This is a genomic window from Pseudomonas sp. RG1, from assembly GCF_025910115.1.
Lineage (GTDB): Bacteria > Pseudomonadota > Gammaproteobacteria > Pseudomonadales > Pseudomonadaceae > Aquipseudomonas > Aquipseudomonas atacamensis.
In genome coordinates this window covers 189,058-213,099 of the sequence record NZ_JAPCIK010000055.1, presented here as the reverse complement: position 1 = coordinate 213,099, position 24,042 = coordinate 189,058, and the positions used below count along the sequence as shown (strand labels likewise).

Here is a 24,042-nt window from a genome sequence, read left to right as displayed (position 1 = left end):
ATTCCCCTGTGGGAGCGAGCCTGCTCGCGAAGAGGGCATCACTGCCTCAGAAAATCTTCAGGCTGTCGCCTCCACCGTGCCAATAAAGTTCGCCAGCTCCGCCGTCTGCGGATTGGCAAACAATACCTTCGGATCGCCCACCTCGTGCACCTTGCCATGGTGCATGAAGACCAATTTATCGCCGACTTCCCGGGCAAAGCGCATCTCGTGGGTGACCATGATCAGCGTCATGCCTTCCTTGGCCAGTTGCCGAACCACGCTGAGCACTTCATTGACCAGTTCCGGGTCCAGTGCCGAAGTGATTTCATCGCACAGCAGCACCTTCGGCGACATCGCCAGGGCGCGGGCGATCGCCACCCGCTGTTGCTGCCCGCCGGACAGACGATCCGGAAAGGCATCGAATTTCTCCCCGAGCCCGACTCGCTCGAGCATTTCCCGCGCCAGTTCGGCAGCCTTGGCCTTGGGTATTTTTTGCACCACTTGCGGCGCGAGCATGACGTTCTCCCCGACGGTCAGGTGCGGGAACAGGTTGAACTGCTGGAAGACCATGCCGACCTTCTGTCGCAGGCTGCGCAGATCAGCGCGGGCGGCGTCGAGGTATTCGCCGTCGACTTCGATCACGCCGTCGTTGATCGACTCCAGGCCGTTGAGTGTGCGCAACAGAGTCGATTTGCCCGAGCCGCTGCGGCCGATGATCGCCACGACCTGGCCTTCCTCGACGCTGAGGTCGATGCCTTTGAGTACGTGGTGATCGCCGTAGTATTTATGCAGGGCGGAAATTCTAAGCAGAGGCATGCAGTCTCCTTTCCAGGTAGCGCGCACTGAGGGACAAGGGGTAGCAGAGCAGGAAGTAGCCGAGGGCGACGAGGCCGTAGACCATGAACGGTTCGAACGTGGCGTTGGCGAGCATGCCGCCGGTCTTGGTCAGTTCGGTGAAGCCGATGATCGAGGTCACCGCTGTGCCTTTGACCACTTGCACCGAGAAGCCCACGGTCGGCGCCACGGCGATGCGCAGCGCTTGCGGCAGAATCACGTAGCGCAGCTGCTCGAGCGGATTGAGCGCCAGGCTCGACGAGGCTTCCCACTGACCGTGGGGAATGGCCTCGACGCAGCCGCGCCAGATCTCTGCCAGATAGGCGCTGGTAAACAAGGTCAAAGCGATCGCGGCGGCCATCCACGGCGAAATCTCGATCCCGGCCAGCGCCACACCGAAGAACACCAGAAACAGCTGCATCAACAGTGGCGTGCCCTGAAACAGCTCGATCCAGGTGCGGGCGATGCTGCTGGGCAGGGTGTTCTTGGAGATGCGCATCACCAGAATCAGCAGGCCGACGAGGCCGCCGCCAATGAACGCCACCAGCGACAGCGCCAGCGTCCATTGCAGGCCGGTGAGCAGGTTGCGCAGGATGTCCCAGAAAGTGAAATCGCTCATTGGCTGCTCCTCGCAATGAACCGCCGGCCGAACCAGTTGAGCAATTGGCGGATCAGCAGCGCCATGCACAGGTAGATCAGGGTGGTCAGCGCGTAGGTTTCAAAGGCGCGGAAGTTGCGTGACTGAATGAAGTTGGCGGCGAAGCTCAATTCTTCCGTGGCGATCTGCGAACACACCGCCGAACCGAGCATGACAATGATGATCTGGCTGCTCAGCGCCGGCCAGACCTTGCCCAGCGCCGGCAGCAGGACGACGTGGCGGAACGCTTCGAAGCGGGTCATCGCCAGTGCCGCTGCCGCTTCCAGCTGCCCGCGCGGAATCGCCTGGATGCCGGCGCGGATGATCTCGGTCGAATAGGCGCCAAGGTTGATCACCATCGCCAGCACCGCCGCTTGCCATTCGGAAATCTGCACGCCGAGCGACGGCAGGCCGAAGAAGATGAAGAACAGTTGCACCAGAAACGGCGTGTTGCGGATCAACTCGACGTAGACGCCGAAGATCGCCGAGAACGGGCGGATCTGCCACGCCCGCACCAGCGCCCCGACAATCCCGACGCCGACCCCGAGCAGCGCGCCGATGGCGGTCAGCTCCAGCGTGAACAAAGCGCCGCGCAGCAGCAGGTCGGTGTTTTCCACCACCGGCAAAAAATCGAACTGATAAGCCATGAAGGTCTCCCGCGCAGTCGATCAGAGATCGGCAGGCAGCGGCTCTTTCAGCCAGGTCTGCGAGTTCTTTTCCAGTGCGCCGTCAGCCTTGGCGGTGTTGAGGATGTCGTTGACCTTGGTCAGCAGCGCCGCTTCGTTCTTGTTCACACCGACGTAGACCGGCGAATCCTTGAGCTTCACCTTCAGCGCCGGCACGCGCTTGGGATTCTTCTCGCTGATGGCCACCATCACCACGTTGCCGCTGGCGATCAGATCGACCTGGCCTGCCAGGTAAGCGGCGATGGTCGAGTTGTTGTCTTCGAAGCGTTTGATGGTCACGCCTTCGGGGGCGACTTTGCTCAGCTCGATGTCTTCGATGGCGCCACGGGTGACGCTGATGGTCTTGCCCTTGAGGTCGTCGAGGCTGGTGATCGCGGCGTCTGGCGGACCGAACACGGCGAGGTAGAACGGCGCATAGGCGCGGGAAAAGTCGATGACCTTCTCGCGCTCGGCGTTTTTGCCGAGGCTGGAGATCACCAGATCGACCTTGCCGGTGGTGAGGAACGGGATGCGGTTGGTGCTGTTGACCGGGGTCAGTTCGAGTTTGACCTTGAGTTGGTCAGCGAGCAGTTTCGCCGTGTCGATATCCAGGCCGCGCGGCTTCATGTCCGGGCCGACCGAGCCGAATGGCGGGAAGTCTTGGGGCACGGCGACTTTCAGCGTGCCGCGTTTGACCACGTCGTCCAGACCGTCGGCGTGAGCGGGGGCCTGGCACAGCAGCAGGCCGGCAAACAGGGAAGCGAGGAGGGCGCTGTAACGCTGGGTCATGGACAATCTCCGGATCGGCGGGAAGTGGTTGCTGCGATCGAACAGAGCATGGGCCGTGCCAACAGGCGGATTTCGCCCCGGCAGGCCGCGGTAGCAGCGGCTTGGTTCGGTCTTACTGGTCTGAACAGTCAGCTCGGTTTTCGCACTGCGATGGCGCATCGGCTGCACGCGCCGAACCCCGCTGGGGCACGACTTGCCGGACTCGACGAATAGCTTTACAACTAGCCGCACCTTGGCCCTGACGCGTCCGCACATCATGAATTCGATCTCCCGCGCCGTACCCGAAGTGGCGCTGCAAGCGATCCGCAAACTGATCACCGAACAGGGCTTCGGTGCCGGCGACGCGTTGCCTTCGCAACGGGATCTGGCGCTGCAACTGGGCGTCAGTCGGGCATCGTTGCGTGAAGCGCTGTCGTCGCTCAGTGCACTGGGCGTGGTCAGCATTCAGCCGGGCAAGGGCGTGTTCGTGCAGTCGCCGGTCGAATTGTCGCGCGGCGACAACGCGCCAGGCTGGTCGTTTGCGGCGCAGGCATCGCCGCTGGATATCTTTCAATTGCGCTATGCGCTCGAAGGGTTTGCAGCAGGTTTGGCGGCAGTGACGTTGAGCACGTTCGATCTGGATGCGCTGGAAGACAACGTTGCGGCCATGCGCGAGCAATTGAAGCTCGGCGACTTTGAGGCAGCGGCGAAACTCGACTTCGAATTCCACCGACGCATCCTTCTTGCCAGCGGTAATCAGGCGATGCTGAGCATTCTCACCGCCAGCGCCGAGATCTTTCTCGAGAGCCAGAAACTGCCGTTCATCCGCGCCGAGCGCGCCATGGAAACCTGGCAGGAACACCGCAAGATCCTCCGTGCCCTGGCCCGCCGTGCGTCGGGAGCAGCGCAAAAAGCCATGCAGGAACATGTGCGCAACGCCGCCCTGCGTACCGGAATCGCCTTCATCGCTCCCGCCACGGCGTGACTTGAGCTATACCCAAACTCATCAAGGGCCATAGCAACACTCAATCATCTGCGGCTTCCTGAACAAGGGAAGGGCGGCTATGATGGGCCACGTTTTTTTGCTTACAACCTGGAGAATTCCATGAGCAGCGATCTGATCAAACACGTTAGCGACGCTAGCTTCGAAGCCGACGTACTCAAGGCCGAAGGCGCTGTCCTGGTCGACTACTGGGCTGAATGGTGCGGCCCTTGCAAAATGATCGCACCGGTTCTGGACGAGATTGCCGAGACTTACAAAGGCAAGCTGACCGTCGCCAAACTGAACATCGACGAAAACCAGGAAACCCCGGCCAAGCATGGCGTGCGTGGTATCCCGACGCTGATGCTGTTCAAGAACGGCAACGTTGAAGCGACCAAGGTCGGCGCACTGTCGAAGTCGCAGCTGGCGGCGTTCCTCGACGCCAACATCTGAGCGTCGCAGTAATACGCTGAAAAAAAGCCCCGCAAATCGCGGGGCTTTTTGCGTATTCAGGGCTAGACGCTCCGAAACTCAGGTGGTACATTCGGCCCCGCACTGGTTTCTCCAATGCCCCCTGCTAGCCGTCGCCGACGCACTCCTTTTCGAATTAGTTCGCGATCCTGTCGCCTTCTCCGCGGCGCGGCCTCATTAAGCCAAAAGCTTAATTTCCCCCCCTCCATAAATGATTACGTCATTCCTATATGAATCTGACTGAACTCAAGCAAAAGCCGATTACCGAACTGCTCGAATTGGCCGAACAGATGGGCATAGAAAATATGGCCCGTTCGCGCAAGCAGGACGTGATTTTCTCCCTGCTGAAAAAGCACGCGAAAAGCGGCGAGGAAATCTCCGGTGATGGCGTGCTGGAGATTCTCCAGGACGGCTTCGGCTTCCTGCGCTCCGCAGACGCTTCCTACCTCGCCGGCCCTGACGACATCTACGTCTCGCCGAGCCAGATCCGCCGCTTCAACTTGCGCACCGGTGACACCATCGTTGGCAAGATCCGCCCTCCGAAGGAAGGCGAGCGGTATTTCGCCCTGCTCAAGGTCGACACGATCAACTTCGATCGTCCGGAGAACGCGAAAAACAAGATTCTCTTCGAGAACCTGACGCCGCTGTTCCCGACCGTGCGCATGAAGATGGAAGCCGGTAACGGTTCCACCGAAGATTTGACCGGTCGCGTGATCGACCTGTGCGCACCGATCGGCAAAGGCCAGCGTGGTCTGATCGTCGCACCGCCGAAAGCCGGTAAAACGATCATGCTGCAGAACATCGCAGCGAACATCGCCCGTAACAATCCTGAAGTTCACCTGATCGTGCTGTTGATCGACGAGCGTCCGGAAGAAGTGACCGAAATGCAGCGCACCGTGCGCGGCGAAGTGGTTGCCTCGACCTTCGACGAGCCGCCGACCCGTCACGTGCAGGTTGCTGAAATGGTGATCGAGAAGGCCAAGCGCCTGGTCGAGCACAAGAAAGACGTGGTGATCCTGCTCGATTCCATCACTCGTCTGGCCCGTGCCTACAACACCGTGATCCCGAGCTCCGGCAAGGTATTGACCGGTGGTGTCGATGCCCACGCCCTCGAGAAGCCAAAACGCTTCTTCGGTGCCGCGCGTAACATCGAAGAAGGCGGCTCGCTGACCATTATCGCCACCGCGCTGGTTGAAACCGGCTCGAAGATGGACGAAGTGATCTACGAAGAGTTCAAGGGTACCGGCAACATGGAACTGCCTCTGGATCGCAAGATCGCCGAGAAGCGTGTGTTCCCGGCCATCAACATCAACCGCTCCGGCACCCGCCGCGAAGAGTTGCTGACCGCCGACGACGAACTGCAGCGCATGTGGATTCTGCGCAAGCTGCTGCACCCGATGGACGAAGTCGCCGCCATCGAGTTCCTGGTCGACAAGCTGAAGACGACCAAGACCAACGACGAGTTCTTCTTGTCGATGAAACGCAAGTAATACGCTGGCGTTTCAACAAAGGACGCTTCCGCAAGGGGGCGTTTTTTTTGCCCCGAAAAATCTCGCGCCCATCACGGATATCTGTTGATGGGCCGATTTTGCGGCGTCGGCAGCGCACTCCCGAGTTCGAGGCCTGCGCCTTCGCCGCAGCGCGGGGGCCACAATCGAGCAATGACGGGCTGCTGTTTGCCCCTCAGAGCAGGTAGGATGTACGCCTATTTTGAGGGTGCCATCGTCAATGAAATTCAAGGATCTTCGGGATTTCGTGCAGCAGCTTGAGCAGCGCGGAGAGTTGAAACGCATCCAGATTCCCGTCTCGCCGGTGCTGGAGATGACTGAGGTGTGCGACCGCACGCTGCGGGCCAAAGGCCCGGCATTGTTGTTCGAGAAGCCCACCGGTTACGACATTCCGGTGCTCGGCAACCTGTTCGGCACCCCCGAGCGCGTGGCCATGGGCATGGGCGCCGAGTCGGTCAGCGAGCTGCGCGAAATCGGCAAGCTGCTGGCCTTTCTCAAGGAGCCGGAGCCCCCGAAGGGCTTGAAGGACGCGTGGTCGAAACTGCCGATCTTCCGCAAGATCATTTCGATGGCGCCGAAAGTCGTCAAAGACGCGGTGTGCCAGGAAGTGGTCATCGAAGGCGACGACGTCGATCTGGCGATGTTGCCGGTGCAGACCTGCTGGCCCGGCGACGTCGGTCCGCTGATCACTTGGGGCCTGACGGTCACCAAAGGGCCGAACAAGGAACGCCAGAACCTCGGTATCTACCGCCAGCAAGTTATCGGCCGCAACAAGGTGATCATGCGCTGGCTCAGCCATCGTGGCGGTGCTCTCGACTTCCGCGAGTGGTGCGAGAAGCACCCGGGCGAGCCGTTCCCAGTGTCCGTGGCCCTTGGCGCCGATCCGGCAACGATTCTCGGTGCCGTGACGCCGGTGCCGGACAGCCTCTCCGAATATGCTTTCGCTGGGCTCTTGCGCGGTAACCGCACCGAACTGGTCAAGTGCAGGGGCAACGATCTGCAAGTGCCGACCACCGCCGAAATCATCCTTGAAGGCGTGATTCATCCGGGCGAAATGGCCGATGAAGGCCCGTATGGCGACCACACCGGTTACTACAACGAAGTCGACAGCTTCCCGGTGTTCACCGTCGAGCGCATCACCCACAGGGTCAAACCTATCTATCACAGCACTTACACCGGCCGTCCGCCGGATGAGCCGGCGATTCTCGGCGTGGCGCTGAACGAAGTGTTCGTGCCGATCCTGCAGAAGCAGTTCCCGGAAATCACCGACTTCTACCTGCCGCCGGAAGGCTGCTCGTACCGCATGGCCGTGGTGACGATGAAGAAGTCGTATCCGGGGCATGCCAAGCGCGTGATGCTCGGCGTCTGGTCGTTTTTGCGACAGTTCATGTACACCAAGTTCGTTATCGTCACTGACGACGATATCAATGCCCGCGACTGGAACGACGTGATCTGGGCCATCACCACGCGCATGGACCCCAAGCGCGATACGGTGATGATCGACAACACGCCGATCGACTACCTCGACTTCGCCTCGCCGATCTCCGGGCTGGGCTCGAAAATGGGCCTGGATGCCACCCACAAGTGGCCGGGCGAAACTACCCGCGAGTGGGGCCGCGTGATCGTCAAGGACGACGCCGTCACCCAACGGATCGATGCCATCTGGAATCAGTTAGGAATAGATTGATGCGTGTAACCCTGCAGCCTTCCGGAGCAGTGCTCGAGATACAGCCCGGTGAGCGGATTCTCGACGGTGCGCGGCGCCTGGGCTATGACTGCCCGCAAAGCTGCCGCAACGGCAATTGCCACGTGTGTGCAGCGCTGCTGGTGGAGGGCCGCGTCGAGCAGGCCGGCAAAGTCCACGATCATGGCGAGTTCTACACCTGCATCGCCGCACCGCTGGAAGACTGCGTGCTGTTGTGGGATGGCGTGCTCGCACTCGGTGAATTGCCGGTGCGCAGCCTGTCGTGTCAGGTCATCGAGTGCCGCGAGGTCGGCGGCGATACCTGGCGCGTGCGCCTGCGGGCACCAGCAGGCAAGCCGCCGCGCTATCACGCCGGGCAATATTTGATGATCGAGCGCGAGAGCGGTGAGAAGTCGGCGTTCTCCATGGCATCGGCACCCCACGGCGGGCGTGATCTGGAAATCCATGTGCTGGCGCGCGAAACCAGTGCGTTGAGCCTGATCGAGCAGCTGCAACGCAACCCGCTGGTGCGTGTCGAGTTGCCGTTCGGTGACACACATCTTGCGGAGCTGCCCGACGGTCCTCTGGTGTTGATCGCCGCCGGCACCGGCATGGGCCAGATTCACAGTCTGATCGAACATTGCCGCGCCGAAGGCTTCAAGCATCCAGTGCATCTGTATTGGGGCGTACGCCGCCCGGAAGATTTTTATCAGATCGAGCACTGGGACGAATGGCTGAAGCTGCCCAATCTGTTCCTGCATAAAGTGGTCAGCGACCAGTGCTGCTGGGAAGGGCGCTGCGGGATGTTGCACGAGGCGGTTTGCGAGGATTTCCCTGATCTGAAACCGCTACATGTCTATGCCAGCGGGTCGCCGGCGATGGTTTACGGCACCTTGGACGCGCTGGTCGAGGCGGGGATGGATGCGCATCAGATGCGCGCCGATGTGTTCGCCTACGCGCCGCGCTCCTGATACTTATAACTTGGCATATAGCCGATCGGTATTTATCTAATTAGGCAAATACCGCTAGGTTATATATCAATCAGGCAATTAAGCAGTGGCACTTAATTTGCCTTAAAACATATGTGCCTTATTGTTACAGCGGTGCGTTCTATTAAGTAATTCTTCACCCGCGGGGAGCTGAACGCTATTCGCCATGAGCGCCATTGAAAACGCAATTCTGAACCTGGCTTACCCTCCGCGGCTCGATCTTGGGCCGCAGCTGACGCACGAACAACTTCTCGCTTCCATGCAATCGACCATGGCGCGCCACAAGGGCGGGCCGGTGTGGCTGTTCGCGTATGGTTCGCTGATCTGGCGCCCGGAATGCACGGCAGTCGAGCGCATGCGCGGTCGCGTGCATGGCTATCATCGCGGCTTGTACCTGTGGTCCCACGAGCATCGGGGCACGCCGGAAATGCCCGGTCTTGTGTTCGGTCTGGATCGCGGCGGTTCATGCAGTGGCTTTGCCTACCGCTTGCCGGAAGACAATCTCGATACCGCGCTGTATGCGCTGTGGAAACGTGAGATGCCGTTTCCGTCGTATCGACCACACTGGCTCAATTGCCGGCTCGAAGATGGCACTCAGGTGCAGGCCTTGGGCTTCGTGCTGGAGCGCCACCTGCCGAGCTATGCCGGCAACTTGCCGGATCATGTGCTCAGCCAGGTGTTCGCCAGCGCCAGCGGGCGCTACGGCACTACTCGCGATTATGTCGAGCAGACCGCGCATGCCCTGCGCAGCCACGCCATGCCAGACCGCAATCTGGAGGCGCGGCTCAAGCGCTGTAAATCACACAGCGATCAGGCGACCGCTTCACGGCTCTGACTGGCGACTTGCTTGTGCCACAGCGTTGGCGCAAGGAAGGCCATCGCCAGCAGGCAAGCGCCGACCAGCAGGACGAAACCGCCATCCCAGCCGAAGTGGTCAACGGTGTAGCCCATCGCCGCACTGGCTGCGACCGACCCCCCCAGATAACCGAACAGACCGGTGAAGCCCGCTGCGGTACCGGCGGCTTTCTTCGGCGCCAGTTCCAGCGCTTGCAGGCCGATCAGCATCACCGGGCCGTAGATCAGGAAGCCGATCGACAGCAGGGCGATCATGTCGACCATCGGGTTACCGGCCGGATTGAGCCAGTACACCAGAGTCGCAACAGTCACCAGGGCCATGAACACCATGCCGGTCAGGCCACGGTTGCCACGGAAGATCTTGTCCGACATCCAGCCGCACAGCAGCGTGCCCGGAATGCCCGCCCACTCGTAGAAGAAATAGGCCCACGAGGTCTTATCCACGGTGAAGCCCTTGGCTTCCTTCAGGTAGGTCGGCGCCCAGTCCAGCACGCCGTACCGCAGCAAGTAGACGAAAACGTTGGCCAGAGCGATGTACCAGAGCATTTTGTTGCGCAGCACGTATTTGACGAAGATTTCCTTGGCGCTGAATTCGTCTTCGTGGCTGGCGTCGTAGCCTTCCGGGTAATCGTTCTTGTACTGCTCGATTGGCGGCAGGCCGACCGATTGCGGGGTGTCACGCATGGTGATGAAGGCGAACACCGCTACGCCCAGTGCGACTGCTGCCGGGACGTAAAAAGCCGCGTGCCAGTCGTTGAACAGGCCCATGCCGATCAGGAACAGCGGGCCGATCAGACCGCCGCCGACGTTATGCGCCACGTTCCACACCGACACCACGCCGCCGCGTTCCTTCTGCGACCACCAGTGCACCATGGTCCGCCCGCTCGGCGGCCAGCCCATGCCCTGCGCCCAGCCGTTGATGAACAACAGAATGAACATCATCGTCACGCTGGACGTTGCCCACGGCGCGAAACCGAAAATGAACATCACCCCGGCCGAGACCAGCAGACCGAACGGCAGGAAGAAGCGCGGGTTGGAACGGTCGGACACCAGGCCCATTAGGAACTTCGACAGACCGTAAGCAATGGCGATCGCCGACATCGCCAAGCCGAGGTCGCCACGGCTGTAGCCTTCGTCGATCAGGTACGGCATGGCCAGGGAGAAGTTCTTGCGCAGCAGGTAGTAACCGGCGTAGCCGATAAAGATACCGGCGAAGATCTGCCAGCGCAGGCGGCGGTAGGTGCTGTCTATTTTTTCTTCAGGCAATGGAGCCTGATGTGCGGCAGGACGAAAGAAAGCAAACATTCAAGAGCTCCAATTTTCTTGTTTTGACTGCGGATGCGAATGTTACAGTTTCGTTACCGAAAATAGCATCGCTTCACGTCGGCAAAACAGCGGAAATTTGGGCAGATGAGCGTTCCTTTATGAACATGTCGCTCTGAGATAAGAAGGCGGCGCTGAGGGGATGGTGGCTCGGGTGGGTTTCTGCGGTTTAACGTATTGGCGAGGCGGATCTCAACGGTAAAGCGATCCGGATGGTTACTCCGGATCGCTCCATGTTTTAACGAACCTGAACGACAACCTTGCCCACAGCCTTGCGCTGGCCGAGATCATCGATCGCCTGCGCGGCATTGCTCAGCGGATACACCCGCGACACCAGCGGTTTCAGCTTGCCCTCGGCAAACCAGGCAAACAGCTGCTGAAAGTTGGCTGCGTTGTCCTGGGGCTGGCGCTGGGCAAAGGAGCCCCAGAACACGCCGAGCACCGCCGCGCCTTTGAGCAGGGCGAGGTTGACCGGCAGTTCCGGGATGCGTCCGCTGGCGAAGCCGACCACCAGCAGGCGGCCGTTCCAGGCGATGGCGCGGATGGCCTGGTCGAACAGGTCGCCGCCGACCGGGTCGTAGATCACGTCGGCGCCCTGGCCGTCGGTGAGGCGTTTGATCTCGTCCTTGAGGCTGGCTTCGCTGTAGTTGATCAGTTCATCGGCGCCGGCAGCCTTGGCCACCGCGAGTTTCTCGGCACTGCTGGCGGCGGCGATCACGCGGGCGCCCATGGCTTTGCCGATCTCCACCGCGGCGAGGCCGACACCACCGGATGCGCCGAGCACCAGTAGGGTTTCCCCCGGTTGCAGGTTGGCGCGTTGCTTGAGCGCATGCATCGACGTGCCGTAGGTCATGCTGAATGCAGCGGCAATGTTGAAGTCCATCGACGGTGGAATCGGCAACACGTTGTAGCCCGGCACCGCAACCTGCTCGGCAAAACTGCCCCAGCCAGTCAGGGCCATGACCCGGTCGCCGACTTTCAGATGGCTGACCTTTTCCCCGACTTCGCGCACCACGCCCGCCGCTTCACCGCCTGGCGAAAACGGGAAGGGCGGTTTGAACTGGTATTTGCCCTCGATGATCAGCGTGTCCGGGAAATTGACTCCGGCAGCGTGCACGTCCAGCAGGATTTCATTCTTCTTGGCGACAGGACTGGCGACGTCTTCCAGCACCAGCGATTCGGCAGGGCCGAAGGCTTTGCACAGCACGGCTTTCATCAGGGCTATTCCTTTGGGAGTGATGGCCGATAAGTGTAGGTGTGTGAATCAACGGGTCAACGAGCATGCCCGGCCCTGATAGTCAGCCATAAGCTTGTGCTTGCGCGGCGGGTCGTTATGCTAGGCCGCAAACCGGATAAGGAGCGAATTGTGAAAGCGTGGATCATGTTGTTGCTGGCCCTGTCTCTGCCTGTGGCAGCACTGGCCGAAGAAGCCAAAGAAGGCGAGGCGCCGAAGGTCAATTACATCACCCTGAGCCCGCCGTTCGTCGGCAACTATGGCCTCGACGGCACCGCCAAGCTCAAGGTCTACAAGGCCGATGTGGCATTGCGTGTGACTGGTGAAGAGGCGACCAAACTGGTCAAGGCCAACGAGCCGCTGATCCGCAATCAGCTGGTGGCGTTGTTCACTCAGCAGACCACCGAGGCGATGGGCAGCATCGAAGGCAAGGAAAAGCTGCGTCAGGAAGCATTGAAGCAGACCCAGCAAGTGATGAATGACGAGACCGGCAAGCCTGTTGTTGAGGATCTGTTGTTCAACAACCTGATCATTCAGTAAGTCATTCGCTGTCCGGGCAGGCCCCATCGCTGGCAAGCCAGCTCCCACAGGTTTTTCGGGTGGTCACAAAATATGTGTCCACTGAAATCCCTGTGGGAGCTGGCTTGCCAGCGATTGCATTTTGGCAGGCGCCAAATTAATCAGGGTTTAAGGGCAAGCACCGCCGCCCACTGTTCTGGTGTAACCGGCATCACCGACAACCGCGAGCCCTTCTGCACCAATGGCATCTCTGCCAGCGCCGTGTGCTGCTTCAGATAATCCAGCTTCAACACCCGTTTGAACGTCTCGACATGCTCGACATCGATCACGCTCCACGCGTTTTTCTCCGGCGTAGCTTTCGAATCGAAGTAATGGCTGTCCGGCTCCAGCGCCGTCGGATCGGGATACGCTGCTTGGATAATTTTGCCAATCCCGGCAATCCCCGGCTCGGGGCAGCTGGAATGGTAGAAAAAGAACTCGTCACCGACCGCCATCGCCCGCAGGAAGTTGCGTGCCTGATAGTTGCGAACCCCGTCCCAGCGCGCCTTGCCGAGCTTTTCCAGACCCTTGATCGAGAGTTCGTCGGGCTCTGATTTCATCAGCCAGTAGGCCATGTGGTGTGCTCCTGAAGCGGTCATTGGGCAGGTTGTCGGGCAATTTTATGACAAACCGACAGTCGGTTGACGTCAGCGTTTGCGCACAGGTTCACGTTGCCGCAAAATGCCGGCCTTTAAAGCTTGACGCTGCTGCACGGCCTACGAACGGAAACCGCTGCTGTCATCGTGATGATGTGCCTTGAGGGGGGCAATCGATGAAACGCAAACCGGATTTGCTATGGACTTTGGTAATTTTGTTTGGCCTGGGCGTGGTAACCACCGGTTACGCGCAGAGCCTGTGGGCGAACAAGACCGACGCGCCGATTGAAGTGGCGCAACAGGTGCAACAGTCGACCGCTTTCAAACGCTGAACCTGTCTCTTCGACGCCGCTGTTGCATGCGGCGTCTACTCTGCGAAATACCACGCCTTGTCGGTGACCGTGCCTTGTAACGGCACATCCCAGCTCGCCTGCGCCAGACGCTCGACCTTCTGACACTCATGGGCCAGGCCCAGCAGCGTCGGCTTGCGCCAGTTCTTGCGCCGGGCCAGATAGGCGAGGCTGCGATCATAAAACCCGCCGCCCATGCCCAAGCGTCCGCCGACATCGTCAAATCCCACCAGCGGCAACAACACCAGATCCAGCGCCCAGACCTTGCGTTGCCGAGCCAGATTGGCCCGGGGCTCGAGGATGCGGAAGCGATTGGGCGTGAGCTTTTCGCCGGGGCGGATGCGCTGGAAGACCATTTTCGTTCGTGGCCATGCGCTGAGTACCGGCAGATAAGTCGCCTTGCCACGACGCTGGGCTTCGCGCAGGAGCAGGCGCGGATCGATTTCACCGTCGGTGGGCAAATACAGAGAGATATGTTTCGCCCGGCGAAAGTGCGGGTCTTGCGCCAATTGCCGGAACAGGCCTTTGGCAGCCCGGCGTTGTTCGCCCGGCGTCAGTGCGCGGCGCGCCTTGCGCAGCAGGCGGCGGAGTTGCGGGCGGGGCAGCAGCGCGGGTTCGGTCATGGTTCGGCTTCGGCAGGTGGATGCAAAAACGTACGCATAAAAAATCCGATGTCGGCATACACCGACATCGGATTCGAATCAGGCTCCCCGGATGAACCGCTGTCAACTCAGCCCTTGAACCCGAAAGTTCAAGGTGGAAGAAGCAGTAGACTTTAAGGCTTTCCGTCTAGCGGACATGCACACCAGCCCAACGTGCAACTTCCAGGGTAGTGCGAATCGGCTCCGGGACATCGTCAACTGGCAAGCACCCCAGGGAGTGCCGCGAGTATACCTCAAGCTGTCAGTCGAATCAGCCCTTGGCGGTGTTCTGATCGTCGGCCAGGACCAAATCGACACGATCGAGCAAGTCGCGTACCTGTTCGCGGGTCGAACCGCTGGCCTGGATGTCCGGGCGCTCTTCTTTGTGCAACAGGTCGTGGGTGATGTTCAGCGCGGCCATCACGGCAATGCGGTCGGCGCCGATGACTTTGCCGCTGCTGCGGATCTCGCGCATCTTGCCGTCCAGGTAGCGGGCGGCACTGACCAGATTGCTGCGTTCTTCCGGCGGGCAGATGATCGAATACTCTTTGTCGAGGATCTGCACGGTAACGCTATTGCTTGAACTCATGAGTCTTGCTCCAGGGCCTTGAGGCGCGAAATCATCGATTCGACCTTACGCCGGGCGATTTCGTTTTTTTCAATGAGGTGAGCGCGTTCCTCGCGCCAGGTTTTTTCCTGAGCTAGTAAGAGTGCGTTTTGACTCTTAAGTTGCTCGACTCGGCCAATCAGCAGTTCGAGTCTGGCCATCAGCGCTTGCAGGTCGGTGTCTTCCATTGGGTCCACGTGTTCGTCTGATGGGTGGTAACTGGCGGACAGCCTTTAATGGTCTTGGCGGGGCTGTCGATGTAGGATAGAAGGCCTTCATTCTAGACATAGCGCCGTCTGGCGCCTAGCTGCCCATGACCATTGCGAATTCCCCGTACCAAGCCTTTGCCACCCTGCTGACTGCCAGCGGCCACAACGTCTCGCCTGCCGAACTGCACGGCGTGCTGCTCGGGCGCAGTTGCGCCGGGGCCGGCTTCGATCACGAAGGCTGGCTGATCGACGCCGCCGAACTGCTCGAAGGCGACATCCAGGACAACGTCCGCAACGCCCTGATCGGCCTGCAGGAGATGGTCAAAGGCGAGCTGACCGGCGCCGACATCACCGTCGTGCTGCTGCTGCCGACCGACGATGCACCGCTGGCCGAGCGCGCCGCCGCACTGGGCGAGTGGTGCCAGGGCTTCCTCAGCGGTTTCGGTCTGACCCGCCGTGCTTATGCACTGAGTGACGAAGCCAACGAAGTGCTGCGGGATCTGGCCGCCATCGCTCAGGTGCAGGACGCGCTGGAAGAATCCGAAGACGGCGAATCCGACTACATGGAAGTCATGGAATACCTGCGCGTTGCGCCGTTGCTGCTGTTCTCGGAAACCAAAAAAGCCGATGTGCCGCCAGCGGCCAAACCTTCGCTGCATTAATCGCGTGCCAGGGAAAGCCATCTGCCCATGACCCACATCCCCAAAGCGGAATACAGCCGTCGCCGCAAGGCCCTGATGGCGCAGATGGAACCCAACAGCATCGCGATCCTGCCCGCCGCCGCGGTGGCCATCCGCAACCGCGACGTCGAGCATGTCTATCGTCAGGACAGCGACTTCCAGTACCTCAGCGGTTTTCCCGAGCCCCAAGCCGTCATCGTTCTGATGCCTGGTCGCGAGCACGGCGAGTACATCCTGTTCTGTCGTGAACGCAACGCCGAACGCGAATTGTGGGATGGCCTGCGCGCAGGGCAGGAAGGCGCGATCCGCGAATATGGCGCCGACGATGCTTTTCCGATTACCGACATCGACGACATCCTCCCGGGCCTGATCGAAGGCCGCGACCGGGTGTATTCGGCGATGGGCAGCAACCCCGAATTCGATCGGCACCTGATGGACTGGATCAACGTGATCCGCTCCAAGGCGCACCTCGGCGCGCAGCCGCCGAATGAATTCGTTGCCCTGGATCATCTGCTGCACGACATGCGCCTGTATAAATCGGCGGCAGAAGTGAAGGTGATGCGCGAAGCCGCGCGGATCTCGGCGCAGGCGCATATCCGCGCGATGCAGGCCAGTCGTCCGGGGCTGCATGAATACAGCCTCGAAGCCGAACTGGATTATGAATTCCGCAAGGGCGGGGCGAAGATGCCGGCCTACGGTTCGATCGTCGCCGCCGGGCGCAACAGCTGCATCCTGCATTACCAGCAGAATGACGCGTTGCTCAAGGACGGCGATCTGGTGTTGATTGACGCCGGTTGCGAGATCGACTGCTACGCCAGCGACATCACCCGTACGTGGCCGGTCAACGGCAAGTTTTCGCCGGAGCAGAAGGCGATCTACGAGTTGGTGCTGGCTTCCCAGGAAGCGGCATTTGCCGAGATCGCCCCTAACAAGCACTGGAATCAGGCGCACGAAGCCACGGTTCGAGTGATTACCACAGGGCTGGTGAAACTCGGTTTGCTACAAGGCGAGGTCGACGAGTTGATTGCGAGCGAAGCCTACAAAGCTTTCTATATGCACCGCGCCGGCCACTGGCTGGGCATGGATGTGCATGACGTCGGCGAGTACAAGGTCGGCGGCGAATGGCGCGTGCTGGAGGTCGGCATGGCGTTGACCGTGGAGCCGGGCATCTACATCGCCGCGGACAATCAGAACGTGGCGAAGAAATGGCGCGGCATTGGCGTGCGCATCGAGGATGACGTGGTCGTGACCCGGTCCGGCTGTGAAATCCTCACCAGTGGCGTGCCGAAAACCGTCGCCGAGATCGAAGCGCTGATGGCCCAAGCAAGGACACACGCAGCATGAGTCGAGTCAATCTGGCAATCATCGGTGGCGGTCTGGTCGGCGCCAGTCTGGCGTTGGCGTTGCAGGCCGGGGCCAAGGCGCAGGGCTGGAAGATCGTCCTGATCGAACCGTTCGCCCCCGGCGACAGCTGGCAACCGAGCTACGACGCCCGCTCCTCAGCCCTTTCGTTCGGCTCGCGGCAGATTTATCAGCGCCTGGGCGTGTGGCAGGAAATTTCCCGCCGCGCCGAGCCGATCAAACAGATTCACGTCTCCGACCGTGGCCGCTTCTCCACCGCGCGCTTGTCGGCGATGGAAGAGGGTGTGCCAGCGCTCGGTTACGTGGTGGAAAACGCCTGGCTCGGCCAGTGCCTGTGGCAGCACCTCGACAAAGACGTGATCACGTGGCGCTGCCCGGCGGAAGTCATGCGCATGGAGCCGTTGGCCGATGGCTATCGCCTGACCCTCAACGATGAAACCACCCTTGAATGCGACCTCGCGGTGCTCGCCGATGGCGGCCGCTCCGGGTTGCGCGAACAGTTGGGCATCAACGTGCGCACGCGCCCGTACAACCAGAGCGCGCTGATTGCCAACATCACCCCGAGTGAAGCGCACAACGGCATGGCCTTCGAGCGCTTTACCGATGAGGGGCCGATGGCCCTGCTGCCGTTGCCGGACAATCGCTGCGCACTGGTCTGGACCCGTCTGGGCATGGACGCGCAGCGTCTGACCGAGTTGACCGAGCGTGATTTTCTCAGCGAGCTGCAAGGTGTGTTCGGTTACCGCCTCGGCACTTTGAAACAGGTCGGCGCACGGCATCTTTATCCGCTGTCACTGATCGAAGCTGAAGAACAGGTGCGTTCGCATCTGGCCGTGCTCGGCAACGCCGCACACAGCCTGCACCCGATCGCCGGCCAGGGCTTCAACCTGTCGCTGCGTGACGCCGACGCCTTGGCTGCCACGCTGCTGGCCAGCGACAAGCCGCTGGGCGACTTCGCCACGTTGCAGGCCTATCGCGAACGGCAGCGCCTCGATCAGGACCTGACGGTGGGCTTCTCCGATCAGGTCACGCGCCTGTTCGGCAGCACCCAGCCGCTGGTGTCGCTGGGGCGCAATCTCGGCCTGCTCGGCCTCGACCTGCTGCCGCCAGCCAAACGCTGGTTCGCCCGGCAGGCGATGGGCCTGGGAACCCGTCCGGATGCTTGAGTGGCTGAGCAACACATTCGGCAAGGCACGATTGATGCGCTGGGTAATGACCTTTTACCCGCCGTATCTCGGCGCGGGTGTGCGGGTGTGCCACATCAGTGACGACTTTCGCGATGTGCAGGTGTCCATGGGGTTGGGCTGGTACAACCGCAACTATGTCGGCACCCAGTTTGGCGGCAGTCTGTATTCGATGGTCGACCCGTTCTTCATGTTGATGCTCATGGAAAACCTCGGTCCGAAGTACATCGTCTGGGACAAGGCCGCCGACATCGATTTCATTGCGCCGGGCAAAGGCCTGGTGTTCGCCCGGTTCAACATCGACCAGACCCTGCTCGACGAGATCCGCCGGCAGACCGCCAACGGCGATAAATACCTGCCGCAGTTGCAGGTCGACATTCATGACGGCGCCGGCAACCTTGTGGCGCGGGTCGGTAAAACCCTTTACGTGCGGCTCAAGCCGCAAGCGAGACAGGCCTAAAGCATGGAAATGCGCGCAGATCTGCTGATTGTCGGAGCCGGAATGGTCGGCAGCGCCCTGGCGCTGGCGCTACGGGACAGTGGGCTGGAAGTGCTGCTGCTCGACGGCAGCCCGTTGAGCGTGAAGCCGTTCGATGCCGAAGCGGCGTTCGAACCGCGCGTCAGCGCATTGTCGGCGGCGAGCCAGCGCATTCTCGAGCGCCTCGGTGTCTGGGACGGCATCGCCCAGCGGCGCAGCAGCCCGTACACCGACATGCATGTCTGGGACGGCAGCGGCACCGGGCAGATTCATTTCTCGGCGAGCAGCGTACATGCCGATGTGCTCGGCCACATCGTCGAAAACCGCGTGGTGCAGGATGCTTTGCTCGAGCGTTTGCATGATTGCAACCTGGGCATGCTGGCCAATGCGCGGCTGGAGCAGATGCGTCGCTCCGGCGACGACTGGCTGCTGACCCTGGCTGATGGCCGCACCTTGCGCGCGCCGCTGGTGATCGCGGCCGATGGCGCCAATTCAGCGGTGCGCCGTCTCACTGGGGTGGCGACTCGCGAGTGGGATTATCTGCATCACGCCATCGTCACCAGCGTGCGCTGCAGCCAGCCGCACCGCAAAACCGCCTGGCAGCGCTTTACCGATCACGGGCCATTGGCGTTTCTGCCGCTGGAACGTGATGGTCAGCAGGACTGGTGCTCGATCGTCTGGTCGACCACACCGGCTGAAGCCGAGCGCTTGATGGCGCTGGAAGAGGCTGCGTTTTGCGCTGAGCTGGAGCGAGCGTTCGAAGGGCGCCTCGGTGACGTGATCAGCGCCGACCCGCGTCTGTGCGTGCCGCTGCGTCAGCGTCACGCCAAACGTTATGTCGCTGAAGGCCTGGCGTTGATCGGTGATGCGGCACACACCATTCACCCGCTGGCGGGGCAGGGTGTGAACCTTGGTTTCCTCGATGCAGCGGTGCTGGCGGAAGTGTTGCTGCAAGCGCATGAGCGCGGTGAGCGACTGGCAGACGTGAAGGTGCTGAGCCGCTACGAGCGTCGGCGTATGCCGCACAATCTGGCGCTGATGGCGGCGATGGAAGGCTTCGAGCGGTTGTTCCAGGCCGACCCGCTGCCACTGCGCTGGTTGCGCAATGCCGGGTTGAAACTGGTCGAGCAGATGCCCGAGGCGAAGGCGTTGTTTGTGCGCGAGGCGCTGGGGCTGACCGGTGATCTTCCAGCTCTGGCAAAGCCCTGACCGCCTCATTGAGGCTGATGCCCCTTCGCGAGCAGGCTCGCTCCCACAGTTGAGATGCATTCCAATGTGGGAGCGAGCCTGCTCGCGAAAGCGTCCGCCCACTTACCGCAGTTTTGAGTCGTGCAACATCTGGTAACGCCTTCCCCCAGTGTTCGATTGAGAAGGTAAATGTGAGTCCTTATCATTTGGCCCACCTTTCCCGACCGTGAGACCACTCCCATGTTGGCACCCAAGCGTCTTCTGACCGCACTGGCCTTGACCCTGATCGGCAGCACCACTGCCCAGGCCGCCGATGAGGTGGTGGTTTACTCGTCGCGTATCGATGAGCTGATCAAACCGGTATTCGATGCCTACACCGCCAAGACCGGGGTGAAGATCAAGTTCATCACCGACAAGGAAGCGCCGCTGATGCAGCGCATCAAGGCCGAAGGTGAAAATGCCACCGCCGATCTGCTGCTCACCGTCGATGCCGGCAACCTGTGGCAGGCCGAGCAGATGGGCATCCTCCAGCCATTCACCTCGAAAACCATCGACACCAACATTCCCGCGCAATATCGCTCGTCCACCCACGCCTGGACCGGCCTGAGCCTGCGCGCGCGGACCATCGCCTATTCCACCGAGCGGGTGAAGCCGGGCGAACTGACCACCTATGAAGCGCTGGCCGACAAGAACTGGGAAGGCCGCCTGTGCCTGCGCACGGCGAAGAAGGTCTACAACCAGTCGCTGACCGCGACCATGATCGAAGTCCACGGCGCCGAGAAGACCGAGAAAATCCTCAAGGGCTGGGTCAACAACCTGTCCACCGACGTGTTCTCCGATGACGTTGCAGTACTGGAAGCGATCAACGCCGGGCAGTGCGATGTTGGCATCGTCAACACCTACTACTACGGTCGCCTGCATAAGCAGAAGCCTGAATTGCCGGTGAAGCTGTTCTGGCCGAACCAGGCTGATCGTGGTGTGCATGTGAACCTGTCGGGCATCGGCCTGACCAAACATGCGCCGCACCCGGAAGCCGCGAAGGCTTTGGTCGAATGGATGACCACGCCTGAGGCACAGAAGATTTTTGCAGATGTGAACCAGGAATTCCCGGCCAACCCGGCGGTGGCGCCTTCGGAAGAAGTGGCGGCGTGGGGCAAGTTTGTCGCCGATACCTTGCCGGTTGAGGTGGCGGGCAAACGTCAGGCTGAGGCGATCCGGATGATGGATCGGGCGGGGTGGAACTGAGGCGTTTCGTGTAACTGTTGATCGTTCCCACGCTCCGCGTGGGAATGCAGCCCTCGACGCTCTGCGTCGTGCCGCTGAAAGCGTGACGCGGAGCGTCACAGGATGTGTGCCCACGCAGAGCGTGGGTACAATCATTTGAACGAGATTGTTTCCTTGGCCCACCCCGCCCAACGCCGCTGGTACCCCATCGTCTTCGCCATCGCCGCGCTGGTGTTGTTGCCGCTGAGCGTGCTGTTGTTGTCGTGGCAGACCATCGATCAGCAGATCTGGTCGCATCTGTGGCAAACCCAGATGCCGCGACTGCTCGGCAATACCCTGACGCTGATCCTCGGCGTCGGTGTCGGCGTGACCCTGCTGGGTGTCAGCCTGGCGTGGCTGACCAGCCTCTGTGAATTCCCCGGTCGGCGCTGGCTCGACTGGGCGCTGATGCTGCCCTTCGCCATTCCAGCGTATGTACTGGCGTTCGTTTTCGTCGGCCTGCTCGATTTCGCCGGCCCCGTGCAAACCCTGCTGCGCGAATGGTTCGGCACGGGTCTGCGCCTGCCGCGAGTGCGTTCCACCGGCGGAGTGATCGTGGTGCTGGTGCTGGTGTTTTATCCCTACGTTTATCTGCTGGCGCGCACCGCGTTCCTGGCTCAGGGCAAAGGTTTGATGGAAGCGGCGCGGGTGCTCGGGCAGTCGCCGTGGCAGGCGTTCTGGCGGGTTGCGCTGCCGATGGCGCGTCCGGCGATCGGCGCGGGCGTGGCGCTGGCGCTGATGGAAACCCTCGCCGATTTTGGCGCGGTGTCGGTGTTCAACTTCGACACCTTCACCACGGCCATCTACAAAACCTGGTACGGCTTTTTCAGCCTGCCCAGCGCTGCGCAACTGGCCAGTCTGTTGCTGCTGGTAGTGATGCTGGTGCTGTACGGCGAGCGCCGTGCACGCGGGGCGAATCGGGCCAGCAACGAGCGGCCACGGGTGAAAGCGCTGTATCACCTGCGGGGAATCAAGGCCTTCGCGGCGACGGGCTGGTGTGCATTGGTATTCGCCTGCGCCTTCGTTATCCCGGTGCTGCAACTGATCGTCTGGTTCTGGCAGCGCGGACGCTTCGATCTGGACGAGCGCTACGCCGGGCTGATCCTGCACACCCTGTATCTGGGGGCGATGGCCTCGCTGATCACCGTCAGCGTTGCGCTGTTGCTGGCATTTGCCCGGCGTCTGGCGCCGACCCAAGCCATCAACTCCGGCGTCGGTCTGGCCAATCTCGGCTACGCCTTGCCCGGTTCGGTGCTGGCGGTGTCGATCATGCTTGCCTTCAGTTATCTGGATCGTGAACTGGTGATTCCGCTCTCCGCTTGGCTCGGCGGTGCCGGCAAACCGTTGCTGCTCGGCAGCCTCGCGGCGTTGCTGATGGCTTATCTGGTGCGCTTCATTGCTGTCGCCTACGGGCCGCTGGAAAGCAGTCTGGCGCGTATACGGCCATCTTTGCCCGAAGCGGCACGTAGCCTGGGTGTCAGTGGGCCGCGACTGTTTTTCAAAGTGTATCTGCCGCTATTGCTGCCCGGCACCTTGAGCGCCGCGTTGCTGGTGTTCGTCGATGTGCTCAAGGAAATGCCCGCGACCCTGCTGATGCGCCCGTTTGGCTGGGACACGCTGGCGGTGCGCATCTTTGAGATGACCAGTGAAGGCGAATGGGCGCGCGCCTCATTGCCGGCATTGACCTTGGTGCTGGTTGGTCTATTGCCGGTGATCGGATTGATTCGACGTTCGGCGCACCGAAACACTTAGTCGTCAGTCCTACATCATGCGGCTACAATGCGCGGCATTCGGTGCGGTTCGTCTGACAGACCCGTGCGCTGGAATCGGCTGCAAGCCTTATTCATCAAGGCTTTCAGCCGTATAGCGGCGGTCCGCACCCTCGCCACGCCCGGAAGGAGAAACCCATGGGACAGCGTACGCCTCTGTATGACCTGCACCTCGCGCTCGGCGCGAAGATGGTCGATTTTGGCGGTTGGGACATGCCACTGCATTACGGCTCGCAGGTCGAGGAGCACCACGAAGTGCGCCGCGATTGCGGGGTGTTCGATGTTTCCCATATGACCGTGATCGATGTCACCGGCGTCCAGGCCAAAGCCTGGCTCCAGCATTTGCTGGCCAACGACGTCGAACGTCTGCACCGCACCGGCCGGGCGTTGTACAGCACCATGCTCAATGAGCGCGGCGGCATCGTCGACGACATGATCGTCTATCGCCTCGACGACGCGTACCGGCTGGTGTTCAACGCCTCGACCCGCGATCAGGATCTGGCCTGGATGAACGCCCAGCTCGGCGCCTACGACGTGCAACTGCACGAGCGCGCCGAACTGGCGATGCTCGCCATCCAGGGCCCGCAGGCCCGGCACAAGATTGCCGAACTGGTCACCCAGTCGCGCGCCACGCTGATCCAGCAACTCAAACCTTTCGAAGGCGCCATCGACGGCAACTGGTTCATCGCGCGTACCGGTTACACCGGCGAGGATGGCCTGGAAATCTGCCTGCCCGCGAATCAGGCGCCGGGTTTCTTCAACGACCTCGTCGGCGCCGGCATTTCGCCGATTGGCCTCGGTGCCCGTGACACCTTGCGGGTCGAGGCTGGGATGAACCTGTACGGTCAGGACATTCATCAGGACGTTTCACCGCTGGCCTCGAACATGGCCTGGAGCATCGCCTGGGAGCCGGCCTCGCGGCAGTTCATCGGCCGCGCGGCGCTGGAGGCGGAAAAAGCCGCCGGTGTGGCGCACAAACTGGTCGGTCTGGTACTGGAAGAACGCGGGGTTTTGCGTGCTCACCAGGTGGTTCGCATCGCCGATGTTGGCGAAGGGGAGATCACCAGTGGTAGTTTCTCTCCTACGCTGAGCAAATCGATTGCCCTGGCGCGTGTACCGATGGCAACCGCCGACCGCGCCGAAGTGGAAATCCGTGGCAAGTGGTATCCGGTGCGAGTGGTCAAACCGACCTTCGTACGCCATGGCAAAACCTTGATCTAACCTTTTC

At 61.2% G+C, this 24,042-nt stretch carries 26 protein-coding genes and 1 other RNA gene; 16 read left to right on the top strand and 11 right to left on the bottom strand.

Features of this window, described 5'->3' with window-relative positions:
* Window positions 1–57: 57 nt before the first annotated feature.
* The 4 genes from OK411_RS26970 to OK411_RS26955 are packed head-to-tail and all read right to left on the bottom strand — an operon-like array spanning window position 58 to window position 2,904.
* Window positions 58–795: an amino acid ABC transporter ATP-binding protein gene (locus OK411_RS26970; RefSeq protein ID WP_130926508.1), complete on the bottom strand. Its 738-nt coding sequence runs from the start codon at window positions 793–795 to the stop codon at window positions 58–60.
* A complete protein-coding gene (locus tag OK411_RS26965) occupies window positions 782–1,432 on the bottom strand; it encodes an amino acid ABC transporter permease (RefSeq protein ID WP_016772621.1) in 651 nt (216 codons plus the stop codon). Before OK411_RS26965 ends, OK411_RS26970 begins: the two co-directional genes overlap by 14 nt.
* Window positions 1,429–2,097, bottom strand: coding sequence for an amino acid ABC transporter permease (locus tag OK411_RS26960; RefSeq protein ID WP_122612308.1), 669 nt, complete (start codon window positions 2,095–2,097; stop codon window positions 1,429–1,431). The genes OK411_RS26965 and OK411_RS26960 overlap by 4 nt, the downstream gene beginning before the upstream one ends.
* 21 nt (window positions 2,098–2,118) lie before the next feature.
* Complete coding sequence (locus OK411_RS26955; RefSeq protein ID WP_076564506.1) at window positions 2,119–2,904, bottom strand: transporter substrate-binding domain-containing protein; 786 nt, start codon at window positions 2,902–2,904, stop codon at window positions 2,119–2,121.
* A 256-nt stretch (window positions 2,905–3,160) separates the two neighbouring features.
* Here OK411_RS26955 and OK411_RS26950 point away from each other — a divergent pair, with 256 nt between their 5' ends.
* From OK411_RS26950 to OK411_RS26925, 6 genes are all read left to right on the top strand, one after another.
* Complete coding sequence (locus tag OK411_RS26950) at window positions 3,161–3,868, top strand: FadR/GntR family transcriptional regulator (RefSeq protein ID WP_073471078.1); 708 nt, start codon at window positions 3,161–3,163, stop codon at window positions 3,866–3,868.
* A gap of 120 nt (window positions 3,869–3,988) precedes the next feature.
* A complete protein-coding gene (gene trxA, locus OK411_RS26945; protein WP_003206727.1) occupies window positions 3,989–4,318 on the top strand; it encodes a thioredoxin TrxA in 330 nt (109 codons plus the stop codon).
* 248 nt (window positions 4,319–4,566) lie between these two features.
* Entirely contained in the window at window positions 4,567–5,826 is a 1,260-nt protein-coding gene (gene rho, locus OK411_RS26940; protein ID WP_003229334.1) for a transcription termination factor Rho, read from the top strand.
* A gap of 238 nt (window positions 5,827–6,064) precedes the next feature.
* Window positions 6,065–7,531 (top strand): 4-hydroxy-3-polyprenylbenzoate decarboxylase, encoded by a 1,467-nt coding sequence (gene ubiD / locus OK411_RS26935; protein WP_264365927.1) that lies wholly within the window; start codon window positions 6,065–6,067, stop codon window positions 7,529–7,531.
* On the top strand, window positions 7,531–8,499 hold the full coding sequence (locus OK411_RS26930) for a CDP-6-deoxy-delta-3,4-glucoseen reductase (protein ID WP_264365926.1): 969 nt from the start codon (window positions 7,531–7,533) through the stop codon (window positions 8,497–8,499). Before ubiD ends, OK411_RS26930 begins: the two co-directional genes overlap by 1 nt.
* 184 nt (window positions 8,500–8,683) lie before the next feature.
* Window positions 8,684–9,352, top strand: a complete 669-nt coding sequence (locus tag OK411_RS26925) for a gamma-glutamylcyclotransferase (protein WP_024014748.1) — start codon at window positions 8,684–8,686, stop codon at window positions 9,350–9,352.
* Here the strand turns inward: OK411_RS26925 and glpT are convergent.
* Window positions 9,328–10,677, bottom strand: a complete 1,350-nt coding sequence (gene glpT, locus OK411_RS26920) for a glycerol-3-phosphate transporter (protein ID WP_024014747.1) — start codon at window positions 10,675–10,677, stop codon at window positions 9,328–9,330. The two genes, OK411_RS26925 and glpT, sit on opposite strands and share 25 nt — an antisense overlap.
* Before the next feature lie 256 nt (window positions 10,678–10,933).
* Window positions 10,934–11,911 carry an NADPH:quinone oxidoreductase family protein gene (locus OK411_RS26915; protein ID WP_264365925.1) on the bottom strand — a complete coding sequence of 326 codons (978 nt, stop codon included), beginning with the start codon at window positions 11,909–11,911 and terminating at the stop codon, window positions 10,934–10,936.
* 150 nt (window positions 11,912–12,061) lie between these two features.
* On the opposite strand from OK411_RS26915, the gene OK411_RS26910 reads away from it, so the two are divergent.
* Window positions 12,062–12,469 (top strand): flagellar basal body-associated protein FliL, encoded by a 408-nt coding sequence (locus tag OK411_RS26910; RefSeq protein ID WP_039757432.1) that lies wholly within the window; start codon window positions 12,062–12,064, stop codon window positions 12,467–12,469.
* Between the two features lie 140 nt (window positions 12,470–12,609).
* Here the strand turns inward: OK411_RS26910 and OK411_RS26905 are convergent, their stop codons facing one another.
* Window positions 12,610–13,062: an EVE domain-containing protein gene (locus OK411_RS26905; protein ID WP_217878989.1), complete on the bottom strand. Its 453-nt coding sequence runs from the start codon at window positions 13,060–13,062 to the stop codon at window positions 12,610–12,612.
* Window positions 13,063–13,259: 197 nt separating this feature from the next.
* On the opposite strand from OK411_RS26905, the gene OK411_RS26900 reads away from it, so the two are divergent.
* Window positions 13,260–13,415, top strand: coding sequence for a hypothetical protein (locus OK411_RS26900; protein WP_024014743.1), 156 nt, complete (start codon window positions 13,260–13,262; stop codon window positions 13,413–13,415).
* Between the two features lie 35 nt (window positions 13,416–13,450).
* On the opposite strand, the gene OK411_RS26895 is transcribed toward OK411_RS26900, so the two are convergent.
* The 4 genes from OK411_RS26895 to OK411_RS26880 all read right to left on the bottom strand — a co-directional run bounded on the left by OK411_RS26895 (window position 13,451) and on the right by OK411_RS26880 (window position 14,869).
* Window positions 13,451–14,056 (bottom strand): 5-formyltetrahydrofolate cyclo-ligase, encoded by a 606-nt coding sequence (locus OK411_RS26895; protein ID WP_016772631.1) that lies wholly within the window; start codon window positions 14,054–14,056, stop codon window positions 13,451–13,453.
* 80 nt (window positions 14,057–14,136) lie between these two features.
* Window positions 14,137–14,315: non-coding RNA, 6S RNA (ssrS, locus tag OK411_RS26890), on the bottom strand.
* 30 nt (window positions 14,316–14,345) lie between these two features.
* Entirely contained in the window at window positions 14,346–14,663 is a 318-nt protein-coding gene (locus tag OK411_RS26885) for a cell division protein ZapA (RefSeq protein ID WP_016772632.1), read from the bottom strand.
* Window positions 14,660–14,869: a TIGR02449 family protein gene (locus tag OK411_RS26880; protein ID WP_007911197.1), complete on the bottom strand. Its 210-nt coding sequence runs from the start codon at window positions 14,867–14,869 to the stop codon at window positions 14,660–14,662. The genes OK411_RS26885 and OK411_RS26880 overlap by 4 nt, the downstream gene beginning before the upstream one ends.
* Window positions 14,870–14,994: 125 nt before the next feature.
* Here OK411_RS26880 and OK411_RS26875 point away from each other — a divergent pair, with 125 nt between their 5' ends.
* The 8 genes from OK411_RS26875 (at window position 14,995) to gcvT (ending at window position 24,035) form a co-directional block, all read left to right on the top strand.
* Window positions 14,995–15,552, top strand: coding sequence for a YecA family protein (locus OK411_RS26875; protein ID WP_110644472.1), 558 nt, complete (start codon window positions 14,995–14,997; stop codon window positions 15,550–15,552).
* A gap of 27 nt (window positions 15,553–15,579) precedes the next feature.
* Window positions 15,580–16,914 carry a Xaa-Pro aminopeptidase gene (gene pepP / locus OK411_RS26870; protein WP_217878988.1) on the top strand — a complete coding sequence of 445 codons (1,335 nt, stop codon included), beginning with the start codon at window positions 15,580–15,582 and terminating at the stop codon, window positions 16,912–16,914.
* Window positions 16,911–18,098, top strand: a complete 1,188-nt coding sequence (ubiH, locus tag OK411_RS26865) for a 2-octaprenyl-6-methoxyphenyl hydroxylase (protein WP_217878987.1) — start codon at window positions 16,911–16,913, stop codon at window positions 18,096–18,098. Before pepP ends, ubiH begins: the two co-directional genes overlap by 4 nt.
* On the top strand, window positions 18,091–18,576 hold the full coding sequence (locus tag OK411_RS26860; protein ID WP_264365923.1) for a DUF4442 domain-containing protein: 486 nt from the start codon (window positions 18,091–18,093) through the stop codon (window positions 18,574–18,576). Before ubiH ends, OK411_RS26860 begins: the two co-directional genes overlap by 8 nt.
* 9 nt (window positions 18,577–18,585) lie before the next feature.
* Window positions 18,586–19,803, top strand: coding sequence for a 2-octaprenyl-3-methyl-6-methoxy-1,4-benzoquinol hydroxylase (locus OK411_RS26855; RefSeq protein WP_264365929.1), 1,218 nt, complete (start codon window positions 18,586–18,588; stop codon window positions 19,801–19,803).
* Window positions 19,804–20,022: 219 nt separating this feature from the next.
* Window positions 20,023–21,027 (top strand): extracellular solute-binding protein, encoded by a 1,005-nt coding sequence (locus tag OK411_RS26850; RefSeq protein ID WP_073470981.1) that lies wholly within the window; start codon window positions 20,023–20,025, stop codon window positions 21,025–21,027.
* A gap of 153 nt (window positions 21,028–21,180) precedes the next feature.
* On the top strand, window positions 21,181–22,797 hold the full coding sequence (locus tag OK411_RS26845) for an ABC transporter permease (RefSeq protein WP_264365922.1): 1,617 nt from the start codon (window positions 21,181–21,183) through the stop codon (window positions 22,795–22,797).
* Window positions 22,798–22,952: 155 nt separating this feature from the next.
* Entirely contained in the window at window positions 22,953–24,035 is a 1,083-nt protein-coding gene (gcvT, locus tag OK411_RS26840) for a glycine cleavage system aminomethyltransferase GcvT (protein ID WP_264365921.1), read from the top strand.
* Window positions 24,036–24,042 lie beyond the last annotated feature (7 nt).

What these genes read in the sequence shown, in the direction of transcription:
- OK411_RS26955 (WP_076564506.1), bottom strand. Translation starts at nt 2,904, where the DNA reads ATGACCCAGCGTTACAGCGCCCTCCTCGCTTCCCTGTTTGCCGGCCTG.
- glpT (WP_024014747.1), bottom strand. Translation starts at nt 10,677, where the DNA reads ATGTTTGCTTTCTTTCGTCCTGCCGCACATCAGGCTCCATTGCCTGAA.
- OK411_RS26850 (WP_073470981.1), top strand. Translation starts at nt 20,023, where the DNA reads ATGTTGGCACCCAAGCGTCTTCTGACCGCACTGGCCTTGACCCTGATC.
- OK411_RS26925 (WP_024014748.1), top strand. Translation starts at nt 8,684, where the DNA reads ATGAGCGCCATTGAAAACGCAATTCTGAACCTGGCTTACCCTCCGCGG.
- OK411_RS26970 (WP_130926508.1), bottom strand. Translation starts at nt 795, where the DNA reads ATGCCTCTGCTTAGAATTTCCGCCCTGCATAAATACTACGGCGATCAC.
- OK411_RS26880 (WP_007911197.1), bottom strand. Translation starts at nt 14,869, where the DNA reads ATGGAAGACACCGACCTGCAAGCGCTGATGGCCAGACTCGAACTGCTG.
- OK411_RS26950 (WP_073471078.1), top strand. Translation starts at nt 3,161, where the DNA reads ATGAATTCGATCTCCCGCGCCGTACCCGAAGTGGCGCTGCAAGCGATC.
- ubiD (WP_264365927.1), top strand. Translation starts at nt 6,065, where the DNA reads ATGAAATTCAAGGATCTTCGGGATTTCGTGCAGCAGCTTGAGCAGCGC.
- pepP (WP_217878988.1), top strand. Translation starts at nt 15,580, where the DNA reads ATGACCCACATCCCCAAAGCGGAATACAGCCGTCGCCGCAAGGCCCTG.
- OK411_RS26930 (WP_264365926.1), top strand. Translation starts at nt 7,531, where the DNA reads ATGCGTGTAACCCTGCAGCCTTCCGGAGCAGTGCTCGAGATACAGCCC.
- rho (WP_003229334.1), top strand. Translation starts at nt 4,567, where the DNA reads ATGAATCTGACTGAACTCAAGCAAAAGCCGATTACCGAACTGCTCGAA.
- OK411_RS26875 (WP_110644472.1), top strand. Translation starts at nt 14,995, where the DNA reads ATGACCATTGCGAATTCCCCGTACCAAGCCTTTGCCACCCTGCTGACT.
- OK411_RS26900 (WP_024014743.1), top strand. Translation starts at nt 13,260, where the DNA reads ATGAAACGCAAACCGGATTTGCTATGGACTTTGGTAATTTTGTTTGGC.
- OK411_RS26895 (WP_016772631.1), bottom strand. Translation starts at nt 14,056, where the DNA reads ATGACCGAACCCGCGCTGCTGCCCCGCCCGCAACTCCGCCGCCTGCTG.
- ubiH (WP_217878987.1), top strand. Translation starts at nt 16,911, where the DNA reads ATGAGTCGAGTCAATCTGGCAATCATCGGTGGCGGTCTGGTCGGCGCC.
- OK411_RS26860 (WP_264365923.1), top strand. Translation starts at nt 18,091, where the DNA reads ATGCTTGAGTGGCTGAGCAACACATTCGGCAAGGCACGATTGATGCGC.
- OK411_RS26905 (WP_217878989.1), bottom strand. Translation starts at nt 13,062, where the DNA reads ATGGCCTACTGGCTGATGAAATCAGAGCCCGACGAACTCTCGATCAAG.
- OK411_RS26855 (WP_264365929.1), top strand. Translation starts at nt 18,586, where the DNA reads ATGCGCGCAGATCTGCTGATTGTCGGAGCCGGAATGGTCGGCAGCGCC.
- OK411_RS26965 (WP_016772621.1), bottom strand. Translation starts at nt 1,432, where the DNA reads ATGAGCGATTTCACTTTCTGGGACATCCTGCGCAACCTGCTCACCGGC.
- OK411_RS26915 (WP_264365925.1), bottom strand. Translation starts at nt 11,911, where the DNA reads ATGAAAGCCGTGCTGTGCAAAGCCTTCGGCCCTGCCGAATCGCTGGTG.
- trxA (WP_003206727.1), top strand. Translation starts at nt 3,989, where the DNA reads ATGAGCAGCGATCTGATCAAACACGTTAGCGACGCTAGCTTCGAAGCC.
- OK411_RS26960 (WP_122612308.1), bottom strand. Translation starts at nt 2,097, where the DNA reads ATGGCTTATCAGTTCGATTTTTTGCCGGTGGTGGAAAACACCGACCTG.
- OK411_RS26885 (WP_016772632.1), bottom strand. Translation starts at nt 14,663, where the DNA reads ATGAGTTCAAGCAATAGCGTTACCGTGCAGATCCTCGACAAAGAGTAT.
- gcvT (WP_264365921.1), top strand. Translation starts at nt 22,953, where the DNA reads ATGGGACAGCGTACGCCTCTGTATGACCTGCACCTCGCGCTCGGCGCG.